The sequence below is a fragment of the Nocardioides sp. YR527 genome (genome assembly GCF_900101045.1).
Lineage (GTDB): Bacteria > Actinomycetota > Actinomycetes > Propionibacteriales > Nocardioidaceae > Nocardioides.
In genome coordinates this window covers 47,795-68,696 of record NZ_FNFN01000002.1, presented here as the reverse complement: position 1 = coordinate 68,696, position 20,902 = coordinate 47,795, and the positions used below count along the sequence as shown (strand labels likewise).

Below are 20,902 nucleotides of genomic sequence, written 5' to 3'. Positions count from 1 at the left end.
CGGCCCGGATGCTCGAGATGAGCATCCGGGCCGAGTCGAAGGAGATGATCAGCGTCGGCCGACCGCTGCCTTCGCGTTGACGATGCCGCTGCCGTAGAAGCCGTTCGGCGCCTCGCCACCCTCACAGGTGTGGGTGGAGGTCGCCGTCGTGCCGTTGGGCAGGTGGCGTACGTAGGTGAAGTCGGCCGGCACCGGGCAGGCCTTGTCGGTGGCCGACCAGCGCAGGATCTTCTCGACCGTACGGGGCGAGAGGGTCTTGCCGGAGCGGTCGTGGTGTCCGTACTTGCCGACGATCAGCGCGGCCACACCAGCGGCGTGCGGGGAGGCCATCGAGGTGCCCTGCAGGTACTGGTAGTAGGAGCACTCACCGCTGGAGCAGTCCGCGACCGCCCACGGCACCAGGACCTCGCCGGTCGCCGGGTCGATCGCACCCTCGGCCACGCCCAGGTCGTAGGGGTAGGCGGCCAGGATGGTGGCGGCGTAGTCGCGCGTCCCGTCCGCGGTGTCGTACGCATCCCCACCAGGCGCCGCGACGTCGACGAAGCCGTTGCCGTAGCTGGAGTAGTAGGACTTGCGCTCGGACGGACCGGTGGCGCTGACCGCGATGACCCCGTTGCCCTCGGTGGGCATCGAGACGCACGACTCGGGGTCGAGCAGGTCACGGACGTAGGCGGCCTCGCCGGGCTCGCTGGCGTAGTCGGGGCTGCTCGCGTCGGTCTGCGGCTTGGTGTAGTCGATCGCCTGGTTGCCGGCGGCCGCGACGAGGGTGACGCCACGGGCGCGGGCGTAGTCGAGGGCACGCTGCATCGCGGTGATGATCGTGACCTGCTCGGCCTGGTCCGCGGCGGAGTCGGCCGGGTGGTTGGTGCAGTTGAAGAGCCACGGGTCGACGTAGTAGCTCATGTTGACCACGTCGATGCCGTTGCGGCCGGCGTAGGTCAGCGCGTCGACCGACGGCTGCAGGAAGAAGTAGCCGGAGTCCTGGCCGGCGCGCAGGTTGACGATGTCGGCCTGCGGGGCGACGCCGGAGATGCCGACGCCGTTGACCGGCGAGGCGATGGTCGAGGCGACGTGGGTGCCGTGGCCGTTCTCGTCGACGTCGGCCGCGTCCGTGCAGGAGGCGTCGGGCTCGTCCTCACACGGACCGTCGACCGCGTCGCCGTTGGCGTCGACCGGGATGTCGGTGGTGAAGTTGCGGCTCAGCTTCGCGTCGAAGTTGGGGGCGATGTCGGGGTGCGACCCGTCGACACCGGTGTCCAGGATGCCGACGCGGACACCCTTGCCGCGCTCGGTCTTGTTGGCCGCCGCGGCGTCGATCTGGGCCATGTCCCACTGCAGGCCGGAGAGCGGCTCGGTCTTGGGCTTGTGCTTCGGCGCCTTCGGTGCGGTGCCCTGGGTGCCACGGAACTCGGTCTCGACCTTCGACACCTCCTGCTTGCGGGCCTTGCTCGCCGCGTCAGGGGTGGTGGCGCCCACGATCCTGTCCTGGGCCGCGCCGACGAGGGCGCTCGAGGCGTTCGCCGCCCGGGCGAAGTCCTCGCCCGCGGTGACCGTCGCGACACCGATGTCACTGTTCTCCGAGACGATCTCGCCCCCCGCGGCCTTCACCGCGGCACGGGCGCTGGCGGCCGAGGATCCCTCGGCATATGCCACGACATAGCGGACCTCCTGGTCGGAGGTGGCGTTGCCCGAGTTCGCCATGACGAGGGTGCCGGTGACCCCCAGCGCGACCGCGGTCGCGCCTGTCAACAACCTACGCATGCTGTCTCCATTCCGGATCCGGTGGCCGAGATTGTCGGGACCACCGCTGCCATGGCCCTTGTCGGCCCGGCATAGCGACCCAGCATGCCCTAGTCGGCATCCGCTCGAACAGGGTTTGGGGGGACCAGCCACCCAATAATTGGGTTGTGAGTGAGTGCTCACTCACTTACGCTGGTCGACGTGGACGAACGACGTACGCGGGCCAAGCCGATTCCCGCAGCAGACCGGCGCGCAGCGATCATCGCGGCGACCGAGACGCTGCTGATCGAGCACGGCACGGCGACGACGACCAGGCTGATCGCCGAGGCGTCCGGAGTCGCCGAAGGCACCATCTTCCGGCACTTCCGCGACAAGCGGGAGCTCTACCGGGCGGTCGCCGAGAACATCTTCGATCCGGTCCGAGCGGACGAGTCGATCACTGAGGTCGTGGAGGGCAAGGCCGAGATCGAGGACAAGCTCCGGGCGGTCATCGACCTGCTCGCGGCATCCTCGCAGCGCAACCTCCTCGTGATGATGGCGGTGCGCTCGGCCGTTCTAGAACAGCCCGACCCCGAGGACGTACGTCCGCAGCACGGGCCCCCGAAGTTCCTCATCGAGGCCAACAAGGCCCTCGTCGACAACCTGACCAGGCTCGTCTTCGAGCCGCACGTGAACGAGCTGCGGCTGCCGCCGCGCAAGGCCGCGCTGGTGCTGCGCAGCCTCACGATCGGGGCCTGGCTCCCCGGTCTGAACCGAACGAACCAGCCGTTGAGCAGCGAGGACGTCATCGACGTGCTGCTCGGCGGCATTCTCATCGAGCACGGCCTGACCAGAGGGAATGACTGAATGCTTCTCCGACTGCTGCGGGACTACCTGCTCCCGTACAAGAGATTCCTGATCGTCATCGCGATCCTGCAGCTCTTCTCGACCTCGGCCTTCATGCTGCTGCCCAGCCTGAACGCCGACATCATCGACAAGGGTGTGGCCAAGGGCGACACCGGCTACATCCTCGAGATCGGCGCGATCATGCTCGGCGTCGCGCTGGTGCAGATCCTCGCCTCGATCACCAGCGTCTACTTCGCCGCCCGGAGCTCGATGAGCTTCGGCCGTGACCTGCGGGCGGCAATCTTCGCGAAGGTCGGCTCCTTCAGCGCTCGCGAGGTCGGCCGCTTCGGCGCCCCGTCGCTGATCACCCGGACCACCAACGACGTCCAGCAGGTCCAGATGCTCGCCGTGCTCACCTGCACGCTCGCGGTGATGGTGCCGATGATGATGATCGGCGGCGTCGCGATGGCGATCCGCGTGGACGCCGGGCTCTCCTGGCTGCTCGCGGTCGTCATCCCCGTGCTGCTCATCTCCATGACCGTGGTCGTGCGCGGCATGGTCCCCAACTTCCGCAAGGTGCAGGAGCGCATCGACGCGGTCAACCGCATCCTGCGTGAGCAGATCACCGGCATCCGGGTGATCCGCGCGTTCGTACGCGAGCGTCAGGAGACAGAGCGCTTCGCGAAGGCCAACGACGAGCTCACCGACGTCGCGCTGCGGGCCGGGCGCTGGATGTCGACGATGTTCCCGCTGATGATGCTGGTCATCAACGTCGCCAGCGTCGCGGTGATCTGGTTCGGCGGCATCCGGGTCGACGAGGGGTTGATGCAGGTCGGCCCGCTGACCGCCTTCCTGCAGTACCTGATGCAGATCCTGATGTCCATCATGATGGGCACCTTCATGCTCATGCAGGTGCCCCGTGCCGCCGTCTGCGCCGACCGGATCGCCGAGGTCCTCGACACCGAGACCAGCGTGACCCCGCCGGCGGCGGGAGTCACCGAGATCTCCCGGCACGGGCACGTCGACTTCACCGGAGCCGGCTTCACCTACCCCGGCGCCGACCACCCCGTCCTCCACGACCTCACCTTCGAGGCCAGGCCCGGGCAGACCGTCGCGATCATCGGCTCCACCGGCGCCGGCAAGACGACCCTGCTGGGCCTCATCCCGCGGCTCTTCGACGCGACGGCCGGAGCCGTGCGTGTGGGCGGTATCGACGTACGCGACCTCGACCCGGCCACCCTGCGCAGCTCCCTCGGGCTGGTGCCGCAGAAGGCGTTCCTCTTCACCGGCACCGTCCGCTCCAACCTGCTCCACGGCAAGCCGGACGCCACCGACGAGGAGCTCTGGCATGCGCTCGAGGTCGCCCAGGCGCGGGACTTCGTGGAGCGGATGGCCCCCGAGGACGGCACCGGCCTCGACGCCGAGATCGACCAGGGCGGCACCAACGTCTCCGGCGGCCAGCGGCAACGCCTGGCCATCGCCCGGGCGCTGGTGAGGAGGCCCGACATCTATCTCTTCGACGACTCCTTCTCCGCGCTCGACGTCGCCACCGACGCCCGGCTCCGTGCCGCGCTCGCCCCCGAGACCCGTAACGCCACGGTCGTCGTGGTCGCCCAGCGCGTCTCCACCATCCGCGACGCCGACAAGATCCTCGTGCTCGAGGACGGCGCCGTCGTCGGCGAAGGCACCCACGAGGAGCTCCTCGCCGGCAATGCCACCTACCAGGAGATCGTCTCCTCCCAGCTCAGCGCAGAGGAGGCGGCGGCATGAGGCTGAATGCTCACCGAGGTAACTCGGTGAACGATCACCTCCTTCGTGGAACTCCACGAAGGAACTGCATCCGCACCGAGGTACCTCGGTCAGCATCCGAGGAGGAGGCCGCGGCATGAGTGACCCGAAGGCCGGCCAGAACGGCCAGATGAAGAAGACCGAGCGGATCGTACGTCCCCAGGGCGGCCCGGGCCCGATGGGCGCGGGCGGCGCGGTGGGGGACAAGGCGATGAACTTCGTCCCCTCGGCGAAACGGCTGCTGCGAAGGATGGCGCCGTACAAGATCCATGCCTCCGCCACGATCGTGCTCGCCCTGGTCAGCGTGACGCTGATGTCACTGGGCCCGTGGCTGCTGGGCAAGGCGACCAACATCATCTTCGGCGGTGTCTTCTCCAGGCAGCTGCCGGCGGGGGTGACCCAGGAGGAGGCGGTCGAGGGCCTACGTGCCCAGGGCGACGACAAGCTCGCCGACATGCTCTCCGGGATGGACTACGTCACCCCGGGACAGGGCGTGGACTTCGACGCCCTGCGCAGCGCGCTGCTCGTCGTGCTCGCCGTCTACCTCGTCGCCTCCCTGCTCTCCTTCGTGCAGGGCTGGATCCTCAACTCGGTTGTCCAGGGCACCGTGAAGGGCCTGCGTGAGGACGTCGAGAAGAAGGTCCACAGCGTCCCGCTGTCCTACTTCGACAAGCAGCCGCGAGGCGAGCTGCTCAGCCGGGTCACCAACGACATCGACAACATCAGCCAGACCCTGCAGCAGACCTTCAGCCAGGTGCTGACCGCTCTCTTCACGCTGGTCACGGTGCTGTTCATGATGTTCTGGATCAGCCCGGTGCTGGCCCTGATCGCGCTGCTCGCGGTGCCGATCTCGCTGGTGGTGACCGGCGCGGTGATGAAGCGGTCGCAGGGCCAGTTCGTGGCCCAGTGGCGCCACACCGGCAAGCTCAACGGCCACATCGAGGAGACCTTCTCCGGCCATGACCTGGTCAAGGTCTTCGGTCGCCAGGAGGAGGTCGAGAAGACCTTCGCCGAGGAGAACGACAAGCTCTTCGCCGCGTCCTTCAAGGCCCAGTTCATCAGCGGGATCCTGATGCCGCTGATGATGTTCGTCGGCAACCTGATGTTCGTGGTGGTCTGCGTGATCGGGTCCCTCCGCGTCGCCAGCGGAGCCCTGAGCCTGGGTGAGCTGCAGGCCTTCATCCAGTACTCGCGCCAGTTCACCCAGCCGATCACCACCCTCGCCTCGATGATGAACCTGCTCCAGTCGGGCGTGGCCTCGGCCGAGCGGGTCTTCGAGCTGCTCGACGCCGAGGAGCAGTCGCCCGACGTCGGCGCTGCGCTGAGCGGAGCCGGAGCCGGAGCCGGCGAGGTCCGGTTCGAGCACGTCAGCTTCTCCTACGACGAGGACCGGCCGCTCATCGAGGACCTGTCCCTGGTGGCCCGTCCCGGTCAGACCGTCGCGATCGTCGGCCCCACCGGTGCCGGCAAGACCACCCTGGTCAACCTGATCATGAGGTTCTACGAGCTCGATGCCGGCCGGATCACCCTCGACGGCGTCGACATCGCCTCGATTCCCCGTTCCGATCTGCGCGAACGCACCGGCATGGTGCTCCAGGACACCTGGCTCTTCGAGGGCACGATCCGCGACAACATCCTCTACGGACGGCCGGACGCGACGGAGGAGGAGCTCCTCGAGGCGGCCCGGGCGACGTACGTCGACAGGTTCGTGCACTCGCTGCCGGACGGCTACGACACCCTGATCACCGACCAGGGCGGCAACCTCTCGGCGGGCGAGCGGCAGCTGGTCACCATCGCGCGCGCCTTCCTCGCCGAGCCGTCGCTGCTGATCCTCGACGAGGCCACCTCCTCGGTCGACACGCGCACCGAGCTGCTCCTGCAGCACGCCATGGCGGCGCTGCGCTCGGACCGTACGTCCTTCGTGATCGCCCACCGGCTCTCCACGATCCGCGACGCCGACCTGATCCTGGTCATGCGCGACGGCGCGATCGTCGAGCAGGGAAACCATGCCGAGCTGCTCGAGGCCAAGGGTGCGTACGCCGAGCTCTACCAGTCGCAGTTCAGCCACGCTCTCGTGGAGGAGCCCGCCTGAGCTGTGACGCTCTGAGAAAAAACCCTTTGATCCCGAGATGGCCCGGCGCCTACCGTTGAGCCACACGGGAAAGGAGGTGATCCGATCAGATGAAGAACGATTGGATGCGTGAGGTGGCTGCTCGCTAGCAGCTTCTCCAACTATGGATAAGGGCTGGCAATCCAACGGCAGCCACCCGACCCGCAGGCGTACCGGACTCATCCACCGGGTTGGCCACATGGCCCGTCTGCGGGTCGCCCCGTTTTCGGACCGTCAGGACGAGCCGCGACCGGCGACAAGTTGTGTTTAGCAACTAATCCGACGTACATTGGTTGCCGATGTTCAACCAATTCGCGTGAGAGCCGAGTCCACACTTGTCAGAGTCCCAGCAGTCCTCGCAGGCCGTCGCGGCGCCGCAGATGACCCACCGCCAGATCATGGAGGTCCTCTCCGGCCTGCTGATGGCGCTCTTCGTCGCCATGCTGTCCAGCACGTCGGTCGCCAACGCCCTGCCGCGGATCGTCACCGACCTCGACGGCACCCAGGGCGGCTACACCTGGATCGTCGTCTCGAGCATGCTGGCGATGACCGCGACCACCCCGATCTGGGGCAAGCTCGCCGACCTCTACAACAAGAAGGTCCTGGTCCAGGTCGCCCTCGGACTCTTCATCGTCGGCTCGGCGATCTGTGGACTGGCTCCTTCGATGCCGGTGATCATCACCGGCCGCGTCATCGCGGGCCTCGGCATGGGTGGCATCGTCGCGCTGATCCAGGTGATCATCGCGATGATCGTCCCCCCGCGTGAGCGCGGCCGCTACTCCGGCTACATCGGTGCCGTCTTCGCGCTGGCCACGGTCATCGGCCCGCTGGTCGGCGGCGTGATCGTCGACTCCCCGGTCGGCTGGCCCGGCGTCTTCTACGTCGGCGTGCCGTTCGCCGTGGTCGCCTTCATCCTGCTCCAGAAGACCCTGCACCTCCCGCACGTACGCCGCGAGGTCAGCATCGACTACCTCGGCGCCTTCCTCCTGGTCGCCGGTGTCTCGACGCTGCTGATCTGGGTCACCCTGGGCGGCAGCTCCTTCGAGTGGGCCTCGCTGACGTCGTACGCCCTGGTGGCCGGCAGCGTCGTCGTGCTGGCCCTCGCGATCCTGGTCGAGGGTAGGTTCGCCAAGGAGCCGATCATCCCGCTGCGCCTCTTCCGGGACCGCACGATGGTCCTCTCCACCCTGGCTTCATTCTTCGTCGGTGCCGGCATGTTCGGTGCGACGGTCTACCTGCAGCAGTACTTCCAGACCGCTCGCGAGATGACGCCGACCCATGCCGGCCTGATGTCGATCTGCATGGTGCTCGGGCTCTCCGGCGCGGGAATGGTCACCGGACGCCTGATCAGCTCCACCGGACGCTGGAAGCGCTACCTGGTCTTCGGCGGCATCATGCTGCCGATCGGGCTCTACCTGCTCAGCACGATCGACGAGCACACCAACCTGGCCCTGGTCGGCGCCTTCATGGCCGTCGTCGGTCTCGGTGTCGGTGCCACCAACCAGAACCTCGTCCTCGCGGTGCAGAACAACCTCGACAGCAAGGACATGGGTGCCGGCTCCTCGGTCGTCGCCTTCTTCCGGTCGATGGGCGGTTCGATGGGCATCGCCGCGCTCGGCGCCGTGCTCTCCCACCGGGTCGAGGACGTCATCACCGACGGCGTCCCCGAGCTGGTGGCCAGCGGAAAGATCACCCCCGAGGAGCTCCAGAGCCTGCAGAGCGGCGGGCTCGCCGACCCGGCCGGCATGCCGAGCGCGATGCAGGCGCTCTACGAGCACGCCTTCGCCGTCGCCACGGCCGATCTCTTCCTGGTGGCCATCCCCTGCGCGGTCATCGCGCTGGTTGCGATCCTGGGTATCAAGGAGGTTCCGCTCAAGACTACGATCGAGGACCTCACCGAGGAAGAGATCGCTCCTGAGGTCGCCGCCGAGCTCGAGGCGGGAGGAGTCGGCCGGAGATGACAGAGGTGCCAGCCATGGACAACGCCGCCCAGGGCGAGCGGGTCGACGACGGCCCGCGCGCCGAGTCGCTCAGCCGGCTCGAGTCCGAGGTCGGTGTGCTCGTGTGGCGGGCCAAGCGGGCGATGAAGGCACGCGGCCGGATGATTCACCCGGATCTGCCGCCCGGCGGCTACCTGATGCTGACCTGGATCGCCGAGCGTGGTCCGGTGCGTGCCTCCGCGCTGGTCGACGGACTCGGGATCGACAAGGGAGCGGTCAGCCGGATGGTGCAGGCCATGATCGACCTGGGCCTGCTCGAGCGCCACCCCGACCCCGAGGACGGGCGGGCCAGCCTGGTCTCGGTGACCGCCGGGGCCCGCGACGGGCTCGACCGGGTGACCCGGGAGCGCCGCGTACGTTTCAACGACCGGCTGGCCGACTGGAGTCCCGATGACATCGACCGGCTCAGCGCTATGCTTTCCAGATACAACGAAGCCCTAGAACGCCAGGGCTCCTAGGGGATCGTGCAGTGATGATCTCTCCTGCAGGCCGACTTCGCTCGGGACACACCCTGCTGGGTTCGGTTTTTCTGACTGATTCAAGGATGTAGGATTAGCCCGTGAGCGATCTCATCGATACCACCGAGATGTACCTCCGCACCATCTACGAGCTGGTCGAAGAGGGAATCGTTCCGCTGCGCGCCCGCATCGCCGAGCGTCTCCACCAGTCCGGCCCCACGGTCTCCCAGACCGTCGCCCGGATGGAGCGCGACGGTCTGCTCACCGTCGAGGGTGACCGCCATCTGCAGCTCACCGACGAAGGCCTTCGCCTCGCCACCCGGGTGATGCGCAAGCACCGCCTCGCCGAGCGGCTGCTCACCGACGTCATCGGCCTCGACTGGGAGCTCGTCCACGAGGAGGCGTGCCGCTGGGAGCACGTCATGTCGGACACGGTCGAGAAGCGACTGCTCGACCTGCTCGGCGACCCGACCGAGTCGCCCTACGGCAACCCGATCCCCGGTCTCGACGAGCTCGGCGGCAAGCCCGCCGACGAGGACTTCATGGCCGGCGTCCAGTCGCTCACGGCCGCGGCGACCTCCGAGCGGGCCACGGTCCTGGTGCGCCGCATCTCCGAGGAGATGCAGAAGGACGAGTCGCTGATGAGCGCCCTGCGCCGGGTCGGTGCGACCCCGGACCAGACCGTCGCCATCAAGGCGACCGCCGACGGGGTCATGCTCGGCTCCGGTGGCGAGACCGCGGAGATCATCCCCGAGGCCGCCGACCATATCTTCGTCAAGGCCCTCTGACCCGCAGATTCGTCCCCGATCGGCTCCACGAGTCGTCTTCGAAGTGGCAACGCTGCGCCCTCTTTTGTAACCGCGGGTGAAATTCTCTCGACGTCAGCAGAATCTGGCACACGACTCTGGACCGATTACGTCCTAGATGCTTATGTTTGACGTGCAAGACCTGCTGGAGCGAGACCTTCAGCAGTTGTCATGTCGAGACTTGCGGGGGTCTCCGGAGGGGAGAGCTCTATGGAGGTCGTTCATCTGCCCGCTCGCGGCCGCGAGCTGGATGAGACGTTCCGCCCAGTCGCCGTCCACCACACCGACACCGGCCTGACCCGACACCTCGAGCGCGGCGAGGAGATCGTGCTCACCGACCTCGGCGGCGACTACCACAGCGCCAAGGTGCTGCTGATCGACGAAGGCCCGGTCTACCACTTCTTCATCGGTGCCAGACTCTCCGTCGACGAGGCCGCCGGCCGGATGGCCGACCTGCCGCAGTCACGCTCTGCCTGAGCCTCTGAATCTGCTCTGTGCCAAGGTGGTGAGGAACTCGCTGGTCCCGACCTCCAGCTTGTACGTAGCCTCCCCATCGCCCCTGGTGGCGCCGCGGTTCACGATGACGACCGGGATCCCGGCCTTCGCCGCCCGGCGCACGAATCGATAGCCACTCATCACCGCCAGACTCGAGCCCGCGACGAGCAGCACGCCCTCCCCCTCGTGCCGCTCGCCGCGGAGCTCGACACTTCCCGGGCCCGCCAACGCGTCGACCGCCGCCATGCACCGGGCGACCCGGTCCTTGGGGACGTTCTCGCCGAAGAAGACGACGTCCGGTTTGAGGATGCCGCCGCAGATCTCGCAGTCGGGCACGACGAAGTCCTGGGTCTCCTCGAGCGCGACGTCACCGTCCGGCCGGCTCTCCACGTCCGCGTGCGCCTCGGCCCAACCCGCGTTGAGCGCCTCCATCCGCTCCTGGAGTTCGCGGCGCGGGCTCAGCGTGCGGCAGGACAGACAGATCACGTCGCTCACGTGGCCGTGCAGCGTCACGATCCGGCCGCTCCGGGCCAGCTCCGGTGCCGCTTGCTCGTGCAGACCGTCGACGTTCTGGGTGATCAGCAGCTCGGGGTCGATCGCGGCCAGGGCGCGATGGCCGGCGTTCGGCACCGCGCTGCCCATCCGCCGCCAGCCGAGGTGGCTGCGCGCCCAGTAGCGCTGCCGCTCCTGCGGTCCCGAGATGAACTGCTGGTAGGTCATCGGCTGCCGTGACGGGCTTCCCGGGCTGCGGTAGTCGGGGATGCCCGAGTCGGTCGAGACGCCGGCCCCGGTCAGCACCACGAGACGCCGGTCCTGGAGGAGAGCCAGGGCTGCTGCGTACGAATCCTCGGATATCGCCCCGGGGGCGAGGGGCATCAGGCGTACCTCGCCTCGGCGCGAGCCTTGCGCTTCGCGGCCTCGACCTCACGGTTCTTCTTGGGAGCGTTGGTGACCAGATCGTCGAGGAGATGCCGGGTGATGTGGGCGATCTCGGCGACGGCGTGGTCGAAGGCCTCCTGGTTGGCGGCCGAAGGCTTGGTGGTGCCGCTCACCTTGCGTACGAACTGCAGGGCGGCAGCGGCGACCTCGTCGTTGGTGGCGGGCGGCTCGAAGTTGTGGAGCGGGCGGATGTTGCGGCACATGCCGTCCACGGTACCTGGATCGACGCGACGGTTATCGGGATCGGCCGGGGGTGTGGGAGGGCGCCTGGCCGCGCGGATGCGGGGGCATCGGCCCACCGTTGGTTGCGGGTCCCTTGGCCTGCCGCACGTCGTCGGCCGGGGGAGCCGGCCGCGGCACGACGCCTTCCTCGAGCAGCTGGCTCGCCATCAGGGCGGCCTGGGTGCGGTGGCTGACGCCGAGCTTGGCGAGCAGACCGGTGATGTGGTTCTTCACGGTCTTCTCCGCCAGCACCAGGCGGTCGGCGATCTGACGGTTGGAGATGCCCTCGGCGAGCAGCACGAGGATCCGGCGCTGCTGCGGGGTCAGGTCGGCGACCACCTCGTGCATCCGACGGCGCTGCTCGACGTTCTGGACCACCTTGGCGGCCGCCTCGGGGTCGAAGAGGGTGTGTCCGCTGGCCACCAGGCGTACGCCGGAGACCAGGCTCGTCGCCTCGATCTGCTTGAGCACGTAACCGGCCGCACCGGCCATGATCGCCTGGCTCATCACCTCGTCGTCGGCGTCGTTGGCCAGGATCATGCAGCGGATGTCGCTCTTCATCGCCAGCGCCTCGCGGCACAGCGCCACGCCGGAGGCGTCGGGCAGGTGGGCGTCCATGATGAGTACGTCGGGACGGAGCGTCGCGATCAGCATGCGTGCCTCGGCGGCGGTGCGGGCCTCACCCACGACCTCGATATCGGGCTCGGGCAGCAGGACCGTACGCACGCCGACACGCACGACATCGTGGCCGTCGGCCAGCAGAACGCTGATCACCGCGTCGCCCACAGGCTCGTCTCACTCATCTCGTTGTTGGGGATGATGCCGAAAGAAACCGCTCAAGAGTATCCCTATTGATGCAACATTTGATCACTGAGAGACCCGTGCCGTCTCGGATTTCGTTGCTTCTGGAAAGGTAGCGGTTATGACGTCTTCCCGCGATCTCGACATCGTCCTGTTCGGCGCGACCGGATTCACGGGCGGTCTGGTGGCCGGATATCTCGCCGAGCACGCGCCCGAGGGACTGCGCTGGGCGCTCGCGGGACGCTCCCTGTCGCGCCTCGAGGCCGTCCGCGACTCGCTCGGCTCCGCCGACGTCGAGCTCCTCCAGGCCGATGTGCACGATTCCTCGTCGCTGGCCGCGCTCGCGGCTCGTGCTCGCGTCGTGATCACCACCGTCGGGCCCTACCTGGAGTACGGCGAGCCGCTGGTCAAGGCCTGCGCCGAGGCCGGCACCGACTATGTCGACCTGACCGGAGAACCCGAGTTCGTCGACCGGATGTTCGTGAAGTACGACGCCACCGCCCGCGCCAACGGCGCCCGGATCGTGCACGCCTGCGGGTTCGACTCGATCCCGCACGACCTCGGCGCCTTCTACACGGTGCGCGAGCTCGCCGCCGGCGGCGAGATCAGCGGGCCGCTGACGATGAAGGGCGTCGTCCGCTCCAACGCCACCTTCTCCGGCGGCACCTTCCACTCGGCCCTGGGGCAGATGTCGCGGCCCCGGGAGATGGCGGCGGCCTCGCGCGAGCGCCGGGCGATCGAGGAGCGGCCGGTGGGGCGTAGGTCTCGAGCCGCGAAGCCGTCGCTCGGCCGCGACCGCGAGCTGGGCTACTGGCTGCTGCCGCTCCCGACGATCGACCCGTTCATCGTCGCCCGCTCCGGGCGGGCCCTGGAGGCGTACGGACCGGCTTTCACCTACTCGCACTTCGCCGGGACCAAGACCCTGAGGTTCGCCGTCGGCGGCGTGGTGGGCGTCGGCGCCCTCGCCCTCGCGATGCAGGTGCCGCCGCTGCGGGCCAAGCTCGGCGAGCGGGTCAAGCAGGGCACCGGCCCCTCCGAGGGCCGGCGGGAGAAGTCGTGGTTCACCGTCGACTTCGTCGCCGAGTCCGGCGGCCGGAAGATCCACACCAAGGTCTCCGGCGGCGACCCCGGCTACACCGAGACGGCGAAGATGCTCGCCGAGTCGGCGCTCTGCCTGGCCTTCGACACGCTGCCCGAGACCGCCGGGTCGGTGACCACGGCGGTCTCGATGGGCGATGCGCTCCTGGCGCGCCTGCAGGCTGCCGGGATCCGGTTCGAGGTCGTCGACGCCGGCTGACGACTAGGCGAAGGCCGGCACGACCTCCTTGATGAACAGCTCGAGGGAGGCGCGCTTCTCCTCGTGGGAGAGGCTGTTGTCGATCCAGAAGCTGAACTCGTCGATGCCCAGCTCCTCGTACGTCCGCAGGCGCTCGATGACCTCCTCCGGAGTGCCGATCATCGCGGTGCGGTGCAGCGACTCGAGCTCGAACTCGGGACGGCTCTCGAACTTCGACTCGGGGCTGGGCTCGAGGAAGCCGTTGACGGGGGTGGTCTTGTTGCCGAACCACGCGTCGAAGGTGCGGTAGAAGCGGGAGATGCCGGCCGCGGCCGGGCGCCAGCCCTCGGGGTCATCGGCCGAGTGGACGTGGGTGTGGCGCAGCACCATCAGGTCGGGGCGCTCGACCTCGGGGTGGTCGGCGACCGCGGTGTCGAACTTGTCCTTGAGCGCCGCGACCTCCTCGTCTCCCTTCATCAGCGGAGTGACCATGACGTTGCAGCCGTTGGCGACGGCGAAGTCGTGGGAGGCCGGGTCCCGCGCGGCGATCCACATCGGCGGGGTCGGCTGCTGGACCGGCTTCGGCACGCTGGTGGAGGTCGGGAACTGCCAGATCTCGCCGTCGTGGGCGTAGTCGCCCTGCCACAGCTCGCGCACCGCCGGGACCAGCTCGCGCAGGTGCTTGCCGCCGTCGGAGGCGGCCAGCCCGTCGGCCATCCGGTCGAACTCGATCTGGTACGCCCCGCGCGCCAGCCCGACCTCCATCCGGCCGTTGCTGATCACGTCGAGGAGCGCACACTCGCCGGCGACCCGGAGCGGGTTCCAGAACGGCGCGATGATGGTGCCCGCGCCGAGACGGATGGTCGAGGTGCGCGCGGCCAGGTAGGCCAGCAGCGGCATCGGGCTGGGGGAGATCGTGTACTCCATGGCGTGGTGCTCGCCGATCCACACCGTGCTGAACCCACCGGCCTCGGCCATCAGGGTGAGCTCGGTGAGGTCCTCGAACAGCTGGCGATGCGTCACCTGCTCGTCCCAGCGCTCCATGTGTGCGAACAACGAGAACCTCATGACGGCTCCTTCATCTCGGTGGTGGTGGTTGCGTCCATCTCGGCGAGGGTCGCGTCGCCGGTCGCCCACAGCGACCGCGGGACCTCGCGTACGACGACGCGGACGTGCTCGGGGCGGGTGCCGGTGGTGCGGAGGACCGCGCCGTGCACCTCGTGGATCAGGTCGCGCAGCTGCTCGGGGGAGCGGCCGGCGCCCAGGGTGATGTCGACGTTGGGCATCGTTCAGCTCCGCAGCACGAACGGGTCGGCGACGGGGTCCTCGCTGGTGTTCACCCACACGCTCTTGAGGCGGGTGTACTCCTTGATGGTCTCGGTGCCGTGCTCGATGCCGACACCGCTGTTCTTGAACCCCTGGCGCGGCGACATCGGCGACATCGCGCGGTAGGTGTTGATCCAGATGGTGCCGGCCTCGAGCCGGTCGGCGACCCGGTGGGCCCGGGAGAGGTTGCTGGTCCAGACGCCGGCGGCCAGGCCGTACTCGGTGTCGTTGGCAAGCCGGAGGACCTCCTCCTCGGTCTCGAACGGCATGATCGCGGCGACCGGACCGAAGATCTCCTCGCGTACGACGCGCATGTCATTGTCGACGTCGACCAGGACGGTCGGCTCGTAGAAGAAGCCGCCGAGGCCGGCGTCGGTGGAGTTGCCGCCGGTCAGGACCTTGGCGCCCTCGGAGCGGCCGAGGTCGACGTAGCCGGCGACCTTGTCGCGCTGGTCCTCGAAGGCGAGCGGGCCGAGCTCGGTCGCCTCGTCCAGTGGGTCGCCGATCTTGATGGTCCGCGCGCGCTCGGTGACGCGCTCGAGGAGCTCGTCGTAGACGGAGCGGTGGGCGAAGACCCGGCTGCCGGCGATGCAGGTCTGGCCAGCGGCGGCGAAGATCCCGGCCACGACGCCCATCGCAGCGTTGGCGACATTGGCGTCCTCGAAGACGATGTTGGGGGACTTGCCGCCCAGCTCCAGCGTCGACCCGATGAACCGGCTGGCGGTGTTGGCGGCGATCCGGGCACCGGTGGCGGTGCTCCCGGTGAAGGAGATCTTCGCGATGTCGCGGTGGTCGACCAGCGCCTGGCCGGCCTCGGCGCCGAAGCCGGTGACCACGTTGACCGCACCGGGCGGGAAGCCGGCCTCGAGCACGAGCTCGGCGAGGCGCAGCACGGTGGCGGAGGTGTACTCGGACGGCTTGATCACCACGGTGTTGCCGACGCTGAGCGCCGGGGCGAGCTTGCTCGTGGTGAGCGTCAGCGGCGAGTTCCACGGGGTGATCGCGCCGACCACGCCGAGCGGCTCGCGCGTCGTGTAGTTGAGTACGCGGCGGTCCGAGGTCGGGATGGTCGAACCCTGGATCTTGTCGGCCAGTCCGGCGTAGTAGTAGTAATACTCGGGCAGACCGGCCAGCTGGCCGCGCATCTCGCGCAGGAGCTTGCCGTTGTCGCTCGACTCCATCCGGGCGAGCTCCTCGGCGTTCTCGCCGATCAGGTCGCCGAGCCGGCGCAGCAGGTGGCCCCGCTTCGTCTGGCTCAGGTCGCGCCAGGCCGGGTCCTCGAAGGCGGCGCGGGCGGCCCGTACCGCACGGTCGATGTCCTCGGCGCCGCCGCGCGCGGCCTCGTAGAGCACGCCGCGGGTGGCGGGGTTGATGCTGGGGAAGTATTCGCCGGAGCTCGGGGCGACGTGCTCGCCGCCGATGAAGTGGTGATGGCGCTTGGTCTCAGACATGGGCGGACTCTCCGATGAAGGCGGTCAGGTGGGCGGCGAGGGCCGCCGGGTCCTGGACGGGAAGCATGTGGCGGGCGCCGGGCACGATGACGGCCGATGCCCCCGGCACCGCGGCCGCGAGCCGGCGCGACATCTCCGGTGTCGAGCCGGGGTCCTCGGCGCCGGTGATGGCCAGCGTCGGGACCGCGATCGAACCGAGGTGGGGCGCGATCTCGGCGTCCGCGGTGGCGAACACCCGGTAGCAGGCGAGGAAGGACTCCTCGTCGTTGGCGAGCAGGACCTCGCGGGTGTGGGCAACGATCGCGTCGGGGACGTCGGTGCCGTCGTACCAACGCGAGATCGAGGCCTCCGAGCTGGCCGCGAGCGCGGCCTCGGCGACCCGCAGCCGGGCGAGCACCGCGGTCCGCTCGTCGGGGGTGCGGTCGCAGACCGAGCTCACGCAGGTCAGCGTGCGGACCAGGCCGGGGCGGTGCACGGCGAGGTGCTGGGCGACGAGGGCGCCCAGGGAGAACCCGACCACGTGCGCGCCGGCCGGGATCGACTCGGCGACACCGTCGGCGAGGTCGCTCAGGGTGATGCCGGCGGACACCGGCGGCCGGCTGCCGTGGCCCGGCAGGTCCAGCGCGACGACGTCGTACCGCCCGCCGATCAGCTCGGTGAGCGGCTCCCACACGGAGCGGTCGAGACCGACTCCGTGCAGGAGGACCACGGTGGGGCGGGCCACGGTCGTCAGCTCACTGCTCGGTCGAGAGCGCCGCGAGCCGCTGCTGCGGGCGTCCCTGCGAGGCGGCGGCCAGCGCGACGACGATCTCGCCGGGGTGAGGCGCGTCGGGGATCCGGACCTCGACGGTCTGGTGGTGGGAGCGGATGGTCGCGTCGGTGATGTGCTTGAGCGGGATGTCGAACAGCACGCCCGCGGGGCCGCGCTTCTCGACGGCCGGGAGCAGCGTCGTCGCGTTGGCCGCCTTGCGGAAGTGGTCGCCGAACTTCAGCGTGTGGATCAGCGCCGAGCCGTGCTCGATCTCGCCGTCCAGGCCGACGATCGCCGCCTTCCCGTACGCCTCGGGCTCCTCCTCGAGTGCCTCGATCACGAGCGGGGCGATCAGTGCACCGAGGTCGGAGGCGTTCTCGTCGATGCCGGGGCCGAGGTCCTCGACGAAGCCCTGACCGGCCCACGGGTTGTCGATGACGGCGGCGACGATCGCCACCTTCGCGGGCGGCGACACCGGCCGGCCGCCCTCGGAGCGGATCTCTTCGACGACGGTGACGATCTTGCGGACGTTCATGACGGGGCACCTTCCAGGGTGAGGGACGTGATGGCGGGGTCGGTGGAGCGGTCGCCGATCCGCGGGTGCGGCCGGGGACCGGTGGAGGCGGCCGCGACGACGACGATCTCGCCGGCGCGGGGTGCGTCGGAGACGCGTACGTCGACGGTCTGGTAGTGGCTGCGGGTCGCCGCGTGGGTCTTGTGCCACAGCGGGACGACGAGCGGCTGGCCGGCGTCGGCACGGGTGTCGGCGAAGCAGATGATCGACTCGCCGCCGAGGAACTCGCGCATCAGGTTGCCGAAGTAGGGCGTGTGGATCAGCGCGCCCCCGTGCTCGATCTCGCCCGCGGAGCCGATCAGAGCGGCCTTGCCGAACGCCTCGACGGCGTCGACGCCGCCGAGGGAGTCGAGGAGCCGGTCGGTCAGCAGGCGGGCGAGGGTCGGCGCGATCTCCGCGACCGCCTCGCTCAGGTCCTGCTCCGGGCCGGTGCCCAGCCACGGGTTGCTGATGACGGCCGCGACGCTGGCGCGCCGGGCGGGAACGGCGGGAGTGCGGCCGGCCTCGAGCACGACCTCGTCGCGGTAGGTGACCAGCTTGCGCAGCCAGGGAATCTCTTGCATACAACAGACCATAGGACGACGCTCTTGCATACGTCAAGACCGTTCGGGTGAGCCTCTGGGAAATGAGCCTGACTCATGTGCTTAACCTGCGGAAACGTAAACCGCCTAGAGGGAATCATCTGCTTGCATGCCACCCCTTGACAGCGGGTTTGTGACGTGCGTAACGTCCTCTTGTATGCCAGAGCGCATCGCGACTGGCCCTCGACTTCGACACTTCGACTCTGACAAGGGGAGGTCCCCCATGACCGACCATCTCGATACCGCGACGGCAGTTGCCGTCGACGAGCTGCCGCCCCCGTCCGCAGGGAACGACGACCGCAGGGCCAACCGGCTGGGATCGGTGTTCTGGGCCAGCGTGGGCGTCTCGGCGGTCTTCGTGGCCTGGGCGGTGCTGTTCACCGACAACCTCAACGCCGTCACCGCCGACTCGCTCAACTGGGTGACCTCGACGTTCGGCTGGACCTACCTCGTGGTGACGCTGGCGATCCTGATCTTCCTGGTGTTCCTGGCGTTCAGCCCGGCCGGCGACATCAGGCTGGGCAAGGACCACGACCGTCCGGAGTTCAGCACCATCACCTGGTTCGCGATGATCCTCAGCGCGGTCATGGGCATCGGCCTGGTGTCCTACGGCGTCGCCGAGCCGATCTCGCACCTCGCCACCCCGCCGCACGGCCTGGCTGACCCCAACACCCCGGCGGCCGCGGTGCGCGCGATGCAGTACTCCTACTTCGACTGGGGTCTGCAGGCCTGGGCGATCTTCGCCATCTTCGGGCTCGCGATCGCCTACTCGACCTACCGCAAGGGCCGTCCGACGCTGGTCAGCCAGCTGTTCTACCCGCTGCTCGGCGAGCGGGTGAACGGGCCGATCGGCAAGCTGATCGACGTCCTCGCCGTCTTCTCGACCCTGTTCGGGACCACCACCTCGCTCGGCCTGGGGGCGCTGCAGGTCAACAACGGTCTGGCGCGCCTCTTCGGCATGCCCGTCACCTCGGTCAGTCAGGTCCTGATCATCGCCGTGGTCACCGCCGTCTTCACGATGTCGGCGGTCACCGGGGTCAGCAAGGGCATCAAATACCTCAGCCAGGCCAGCTCGGTCCTCGCCGTGGCGCTCTTCGTCTTCGTCCTCGTCGTCGGTCCGACCGTGTTCGTGGCCAACCTCTACACCGAGTCGATCGGCATGTGGGCCAGCGACTTCTTCCGGATGAGCCTGCAGGGCACCGCCTTCGGCGGCCTGGAGTGGATGCAGTGGTGGACCTACTTCATGATGGCCTGGTGGGTGTCCTGGGGCGCCTTCGTCGGCGTCTTCCTCGCGCGCATCTCCAAGGGACGTACGATCCGCGGCTTCATCGTGGGTGTGCTGGTGGTCCCGAGCGTCGTCTTCTTCACCTGGTTCACCGTCTTCGGCGGCACCGCGATCCACATCGACCTCTACGAGGGCGGTGACATCGCCCAGCAGACCGCGACCGACATCAACAGCGCCTTCTTCGCGACCCTCGACCACTTCCCGCTGGCCGGCCTCACCTCGGCGATCGCGATCCTGCTGGTGGTCATGTTCTTCGTCTCGGGCGCCGACGCCAACACGTACGTCCTGTCGATGATGACCTCCAAGGGCTCGCTCGACCCGCGCCGCTGGGTCTTGATCCTGTGGGGCGTCCTCACCGGCATCACCGCCATCGTCCTCATGCTGGCCGGCGGACTGAGCGCGCTGCAGAACACCGTGATCGTCACCTCGCTGCCGTTCCTGGTGATCATCGCCGGGCTTGCGGTCGCCTTCTACAAGGAGCTCTCCGCCGACCGGAGGGCCGCCCGCTCCAACCTGAAGGAGAACCACGATGCATGACCCCGAAGCCCGCCGCCGGGCGATCGTGACGGCCTGGGGTGCCGCCTGGGACGACGGGGAGGTCGGCGCGCTCGACGAGCTCATCGCACCCTCCTACCGCCGGGTGACCAGCGGAAACACCGAGGCACAGGACCTCGAGGCGCTCAAGGCGATGATCCTCACGACCCGCTCCTCCTTCCCCGACCTGGTCACGACCGTCGACGACGTCGTCGTCGAGGGCGACCTGGCGGCGATCCGGTGGCACAGCACCGGCACCCACACGCACGGCTTCCTGGGCGTGCCGCCGACCCGGAAGAAGGTCGTGGTGAGCGGCGCGACCTTCGCCCGCTTCGAGGACGGCCTCATCGTCGAGGAGCACGTCACCTGGGACCCGCGGGCGCTCCTGGCCGCCCTCGGCATCATCCACGTCGGAGAGGACAACTGAGATGACCGTCGTAAGCCCCGACCTCGACACCATGAAGCAGGTCAACCGGAAGTTCGTCACCGGTGTCACCGTCGTGACGGCGATGGACGAGGAGACGCCTCGCGGCCTGGCGGTCAACGCGTTCGCCAGCATCTCGCTCGATCCGCCGACGGTGATGATCTGCGTGCAACGTACGTCCTCCACGCACGACTGCCTCTATACGACCGACCACCTGGCGATCAACATCCTCTCGGTCGACCAGCTCGACGTCGTCAACGTGTTCGCCGGCAAGTCGCCGGACAAGTTCGCGCAGGTCGACTGGGTCCCCGGGCCGCACGGCAGCCCCCTCATCGAGCGCAGCAGCGCGCAGATGGAGGTCGAGATCCGGGAGCGGCTGCAGGCCAGCACGCACACCGTGTTCATCTGCCGCGTCCTTCACGCCACGGCCTCCGAGCGGGCCGCGATGGTTTACAGTTCCGGCCAGTTCTTCGACGGCTCGGCGCTGCCGAGCCTGGGCTGACGACCACAGGGGGA

Annotated in this window: 21 protein-coding genes; 11 read left to right on the top strand and 10 right to left on the bottom strand. The window is 68.7% G+C overall.

The genetic code is table 11. The features are described 5' to 3' along the window. Nucleotides 1–48: 48 nt before the first annotated feature. Nucleotides 49–1,761 carry a S8 family peptidase gene (locus BLT25_RS04800; protein WP_091042668.1) on the bottom strand — a complete coding sequence of 571 codons (1,713 nt, stop codon included), beginning with the start codon at nucleotides 1,759–1,761 and terminating at the stop codon, nucleotides 49–51. 180 nt (nucleotides 1,762–1,941) lie between these two features. Between BLT25_RS04800 and BLT25_RS04795 the strand changes: the two genes are divergently transcribed. The 7 genes from BLT25_RS04795 to BLT25_RS04765 all read left to right on the top strand — a co-directional run bounded on the left by BLT25_RS04795 (nucleotide 1,942) and on the right by BLT25_RS04765 (nucleotide 10,204). Beyond that, nucleotides 1,942–2,586: a TetR/AcrR family transcriptional regulator gene (locus tag BLT25_RS04795; RefSeq protein WP_176883632.1), complete on the top strand. Its 645-nt coding sequence runs from the start codon at nucleotides 1,942–1,944 to the stop codon at nucleotides 2,584–2,586. Further along, the gene (locus BLT25_RS04790) at nucleotides 2,587–4,335 is read left to right on the top strand and encodes an ABC transporter ATP-binding protein (protein ID WP_091042662.1); all 1,749 of its coding nucleotides are present in this window, start codon (nucleotides 2,587–2,589) and stop codon (nucleotides 4,333–4,335) included. Between the two features lie 115 nt (nucleotides 4,336–4,450). Beyond that, nucleotides 4,451–6,445: an ABC transporter ATP-binding protein gene (locus tag BLT25_RS04785; protein WP_091042661.1), complete on the top strand. Its 1,995-nt coding sequence runs from the start codon at nucleotides 4,451–4,453 to the stop codon at nucleotides 6,443–6,445. A 353-nt stretch (nucleotides 6,446–6,798) separates the two neighbouring features. Beyond that, nucleotides 6,799–8,424 carry an MDR family MFS transporter gene (locus BLT25_RS04780; protein WP_091042658.1) on the top strand — a complete coding sequence of 542 codons (1,626 nt, stop codon included), beginning with the start codon at nucleotides 6,799–6,801 and terminating at the stop codon, nucleotides 8,422–8,424. Beyond that, a complete protein-coding gene (locus BLT25_RS04775; protein WP_091042656.1) occupies nucleotides 8,421–8,921 on the top strand; it encodes a MarR family winged helix-turn-helix transcriptional regulator in 501 nt (166 codons plus the stop codon). The genes BLT25_RS04780 and BLT25_RS04775 overlap by 4 nt, the downstream gene beginning before the upstream one ends. A gap of 101 nt (nucleotides 8,922–9,022) precedes the next feature. Beyond that, entirely contained in the window at nucleotides 9,023–9,709 is a 687-nt protein-coding gene (locus BLT25_RS04770) for an iron-dependent transcriptional repressor DtxR (protein WP_091042654.1), read from the top strand. A 228-nt stretch (nucleotides 9,710–9,937) separates the two neighbouring features. Next, nucleotides 9,938–10,204, top strand: coding sequence for a hypothetical protein (locus tag BLT25_RS04765; RefSeq protein ID WP_091042652.1), 267 nt, complete (start codon nucleotides 9,938–9,940; stop codon nucleotides 10,202–10,204). On the opposite strand, the gene BLT25_RS04760 is transcribed toward BLT25_RS04765, so the two are convergent. From BLT25_RS04760 to BLT25_RS04750, 3 genes are read right to left on the bottom strand one after another with little or no spacing between them, the layout of a single operon-like run. Next, a complete protein-coding gene (locus BLT25_RS04760) occupies nucleotides 10,190–11,098 on the bottom strand; it encodes a Sir2 family NAD-dependent protein deacetylase (RefSeq protein WP_091042649.1) in 909 nt (302 codons plus the stop codon). The two genes, BLT25_RS04765 and BLT25_RS04760, sit on opposite strands and share 15 nt — an antisense overlap. After that, nucleotides 11,098–11,364, bottom strand: coding sequence for a DUF2277 domain-containing protein (locus BLT25_RS04755; RefSeq protein WP_091044268.1), 267 nt, complete (start codon nucleotides 11,362–11,364; stop codon nucleotides 11,098–11,100). The genes BLT25_RS04760 and BLT25_RS04755 overlap by 1 nt, the downstream gene beginning before the upstream one ends. 31 nt (nucleotides 11,365–11,395) lie before the next feature. After that, entirely contained in the window at nucleotides 11,396–12,157 is a 762-nt protein-coding gene (locus BLT25_RS04750; protein WP_091044266.1) for a response regulator transcription factor, read from the bottom strand. Between the two features lie 148 nt (nucleotides 12,158–12,305). On the opposite strand from BLT25_RS04750, the gene BLT25_RS04745 reads away from it, so the two are divergent. Then, entirely contained in the window at nucleotides 12,306–13,481 is a 1,176-nt protein-coding gene (locus BLT25_RS04745; protein WP_091042646.1) for a saccharopine dehydrogenase family protein, read from the top strand. 3 nt (nucleotides 13,482–13,484) lie between these two features. Here the strand turns inward: BLT25_RS04745 and BLT25_RS04740 are convergent, their stop codons facing one another. From BLT25_RS04740 to BLT25_RS04715, 6 genes are read right to left on the bottom strand one after another with little or no spacing between them, the layout of a single operon-like run. Next, the gene (locus BLT25_RS04740) at nucleotides 13,485–14,528 is read right to left on the bottom strand and encodes an LLM class flavin-dependent oxidoreductase (protein WP_091042645.1); all 1,044 of its coding nucleotides are present in this window, start codon (nucleotides 14,526–14,528) and stop codon (nucleotides 13,485–13,487) included. After that, nucleotides 14,525–14,746, bottom strand: coding sequence for a tautomerase family protein (locus tag BLT25_RS04735; protein ID WP_091042642.1), 222 nt, complete (start codon nucleotides 14,744–14,746; stop codon nucleotides 14,525–14,527). Before BLT25_RS04735 ends, BLT25_RS04740 begins: the two co-directional genes overlap by 4 nt. Before the next feature lie 3 nt (nucleotides 14,747–14,749). Next, nucleotides 14,750–16,237 carry an aldehyde dehydrogenase gene (locus BLT25_RS04730; RefSeq protein ID WP_091042641.1) on the bottom strand — a complete coding sequence of 496 codons (1,488 nt, stop codon included), beginning with the start codon at nucleotides 16,235–16,237 and terminating at the stop codon, nucleotides 14,750–14,752. Next, complete coding sequence (locus tag BLT25_RS04725; RefSeq protein ID WP_091042638.1) at nucleotides 16,230–16,961, bottom strand: alpha/beta fold hydrolase; 732 nt, start codon at nucleotides 16,959–16,961, stop codon at nucleotides 16,230–16,232. Before BLT25_RS04725 ends, BLT25_RS04730 begins: the two co-directional genes overlap by 8 nt. Before the next feature lie 10 nt (nucleotides 16,962–16,971). Continuing rightward, nucleotides 16,972–17,523, bottom strand: coding sequence for an amino acid synthesis family protein (locus BLT25_RS04720; protein WP_091042637.1), 552 nt, complete (start codon nucleotides 17,521–17,523; stop codon nucleotides 16,972–16,974). After that, nucleotides 17,520–18,125: an amino acid synthesis family protein gene (locus BLT25_RS04715; RefSeq protein WP_176883630.1), complete on the bottom strand. Its 606-nt coding sequence runs from the start codon at nucleotides 18,123–18,125 to the stop codon at nucleotides 17,520–17,522. Before BLT25_RS04715 ends, BLT25_RS04720 begins: the two co-directional genes overlap by 4 nt. Nucleotides 18,126–18,366: 241 nt before the next feature. Here BLT25_RS04715 and BLT25_RS04710 point away from each other — a divergent pair, with 241 nt between their 5' ends. Genes BLT25_RS04710 through BLT25_RS04700 form a run of 3 tightly spaced genes read left to right on the top strand, consistent with a single transcriptional unit; the run spans nucleotide 18,367 to nucleotide 20,888 of the window. Next, entirely contained in the window at nucleotides 18,367–19,965 is a 1,599-nt protein-coding gene (locus BLT25_RS04710; protein ID WP_091042632.1) for a BCCT family transporter, read from the top strand. Next, nucleotides 19,958–20,389, top strand: a complete 432-nt coding sequence (locus BLT25_RS04705) for an ester cyclase (RefSeq protein WP_091042630.1) — start codon at nucleotides 19,958–19,960, stop codon at nucleotides 20,387–20,389. The genes BLT25_RS04710 and BLT25_RS04705 overlap by 8 nt, the downstream gene beginning before the upstream one ends. 1 nt (nucleotide 20,390) lies before the next feature. Further along, complete coding sequence (locus BLT25_RS04700; RefSeq protein ID WP_091042628.1) at nucleotides 20,391–20,888, top strand: flavin reductase family protein; 498 nt, start codon at nucleotides 20,391–20,393, stop codon at nucleotides 20,886–20,888. The last annotated feature ends 14 nt before the right edge of the window (nucleotides 20,889–20,902 follow it).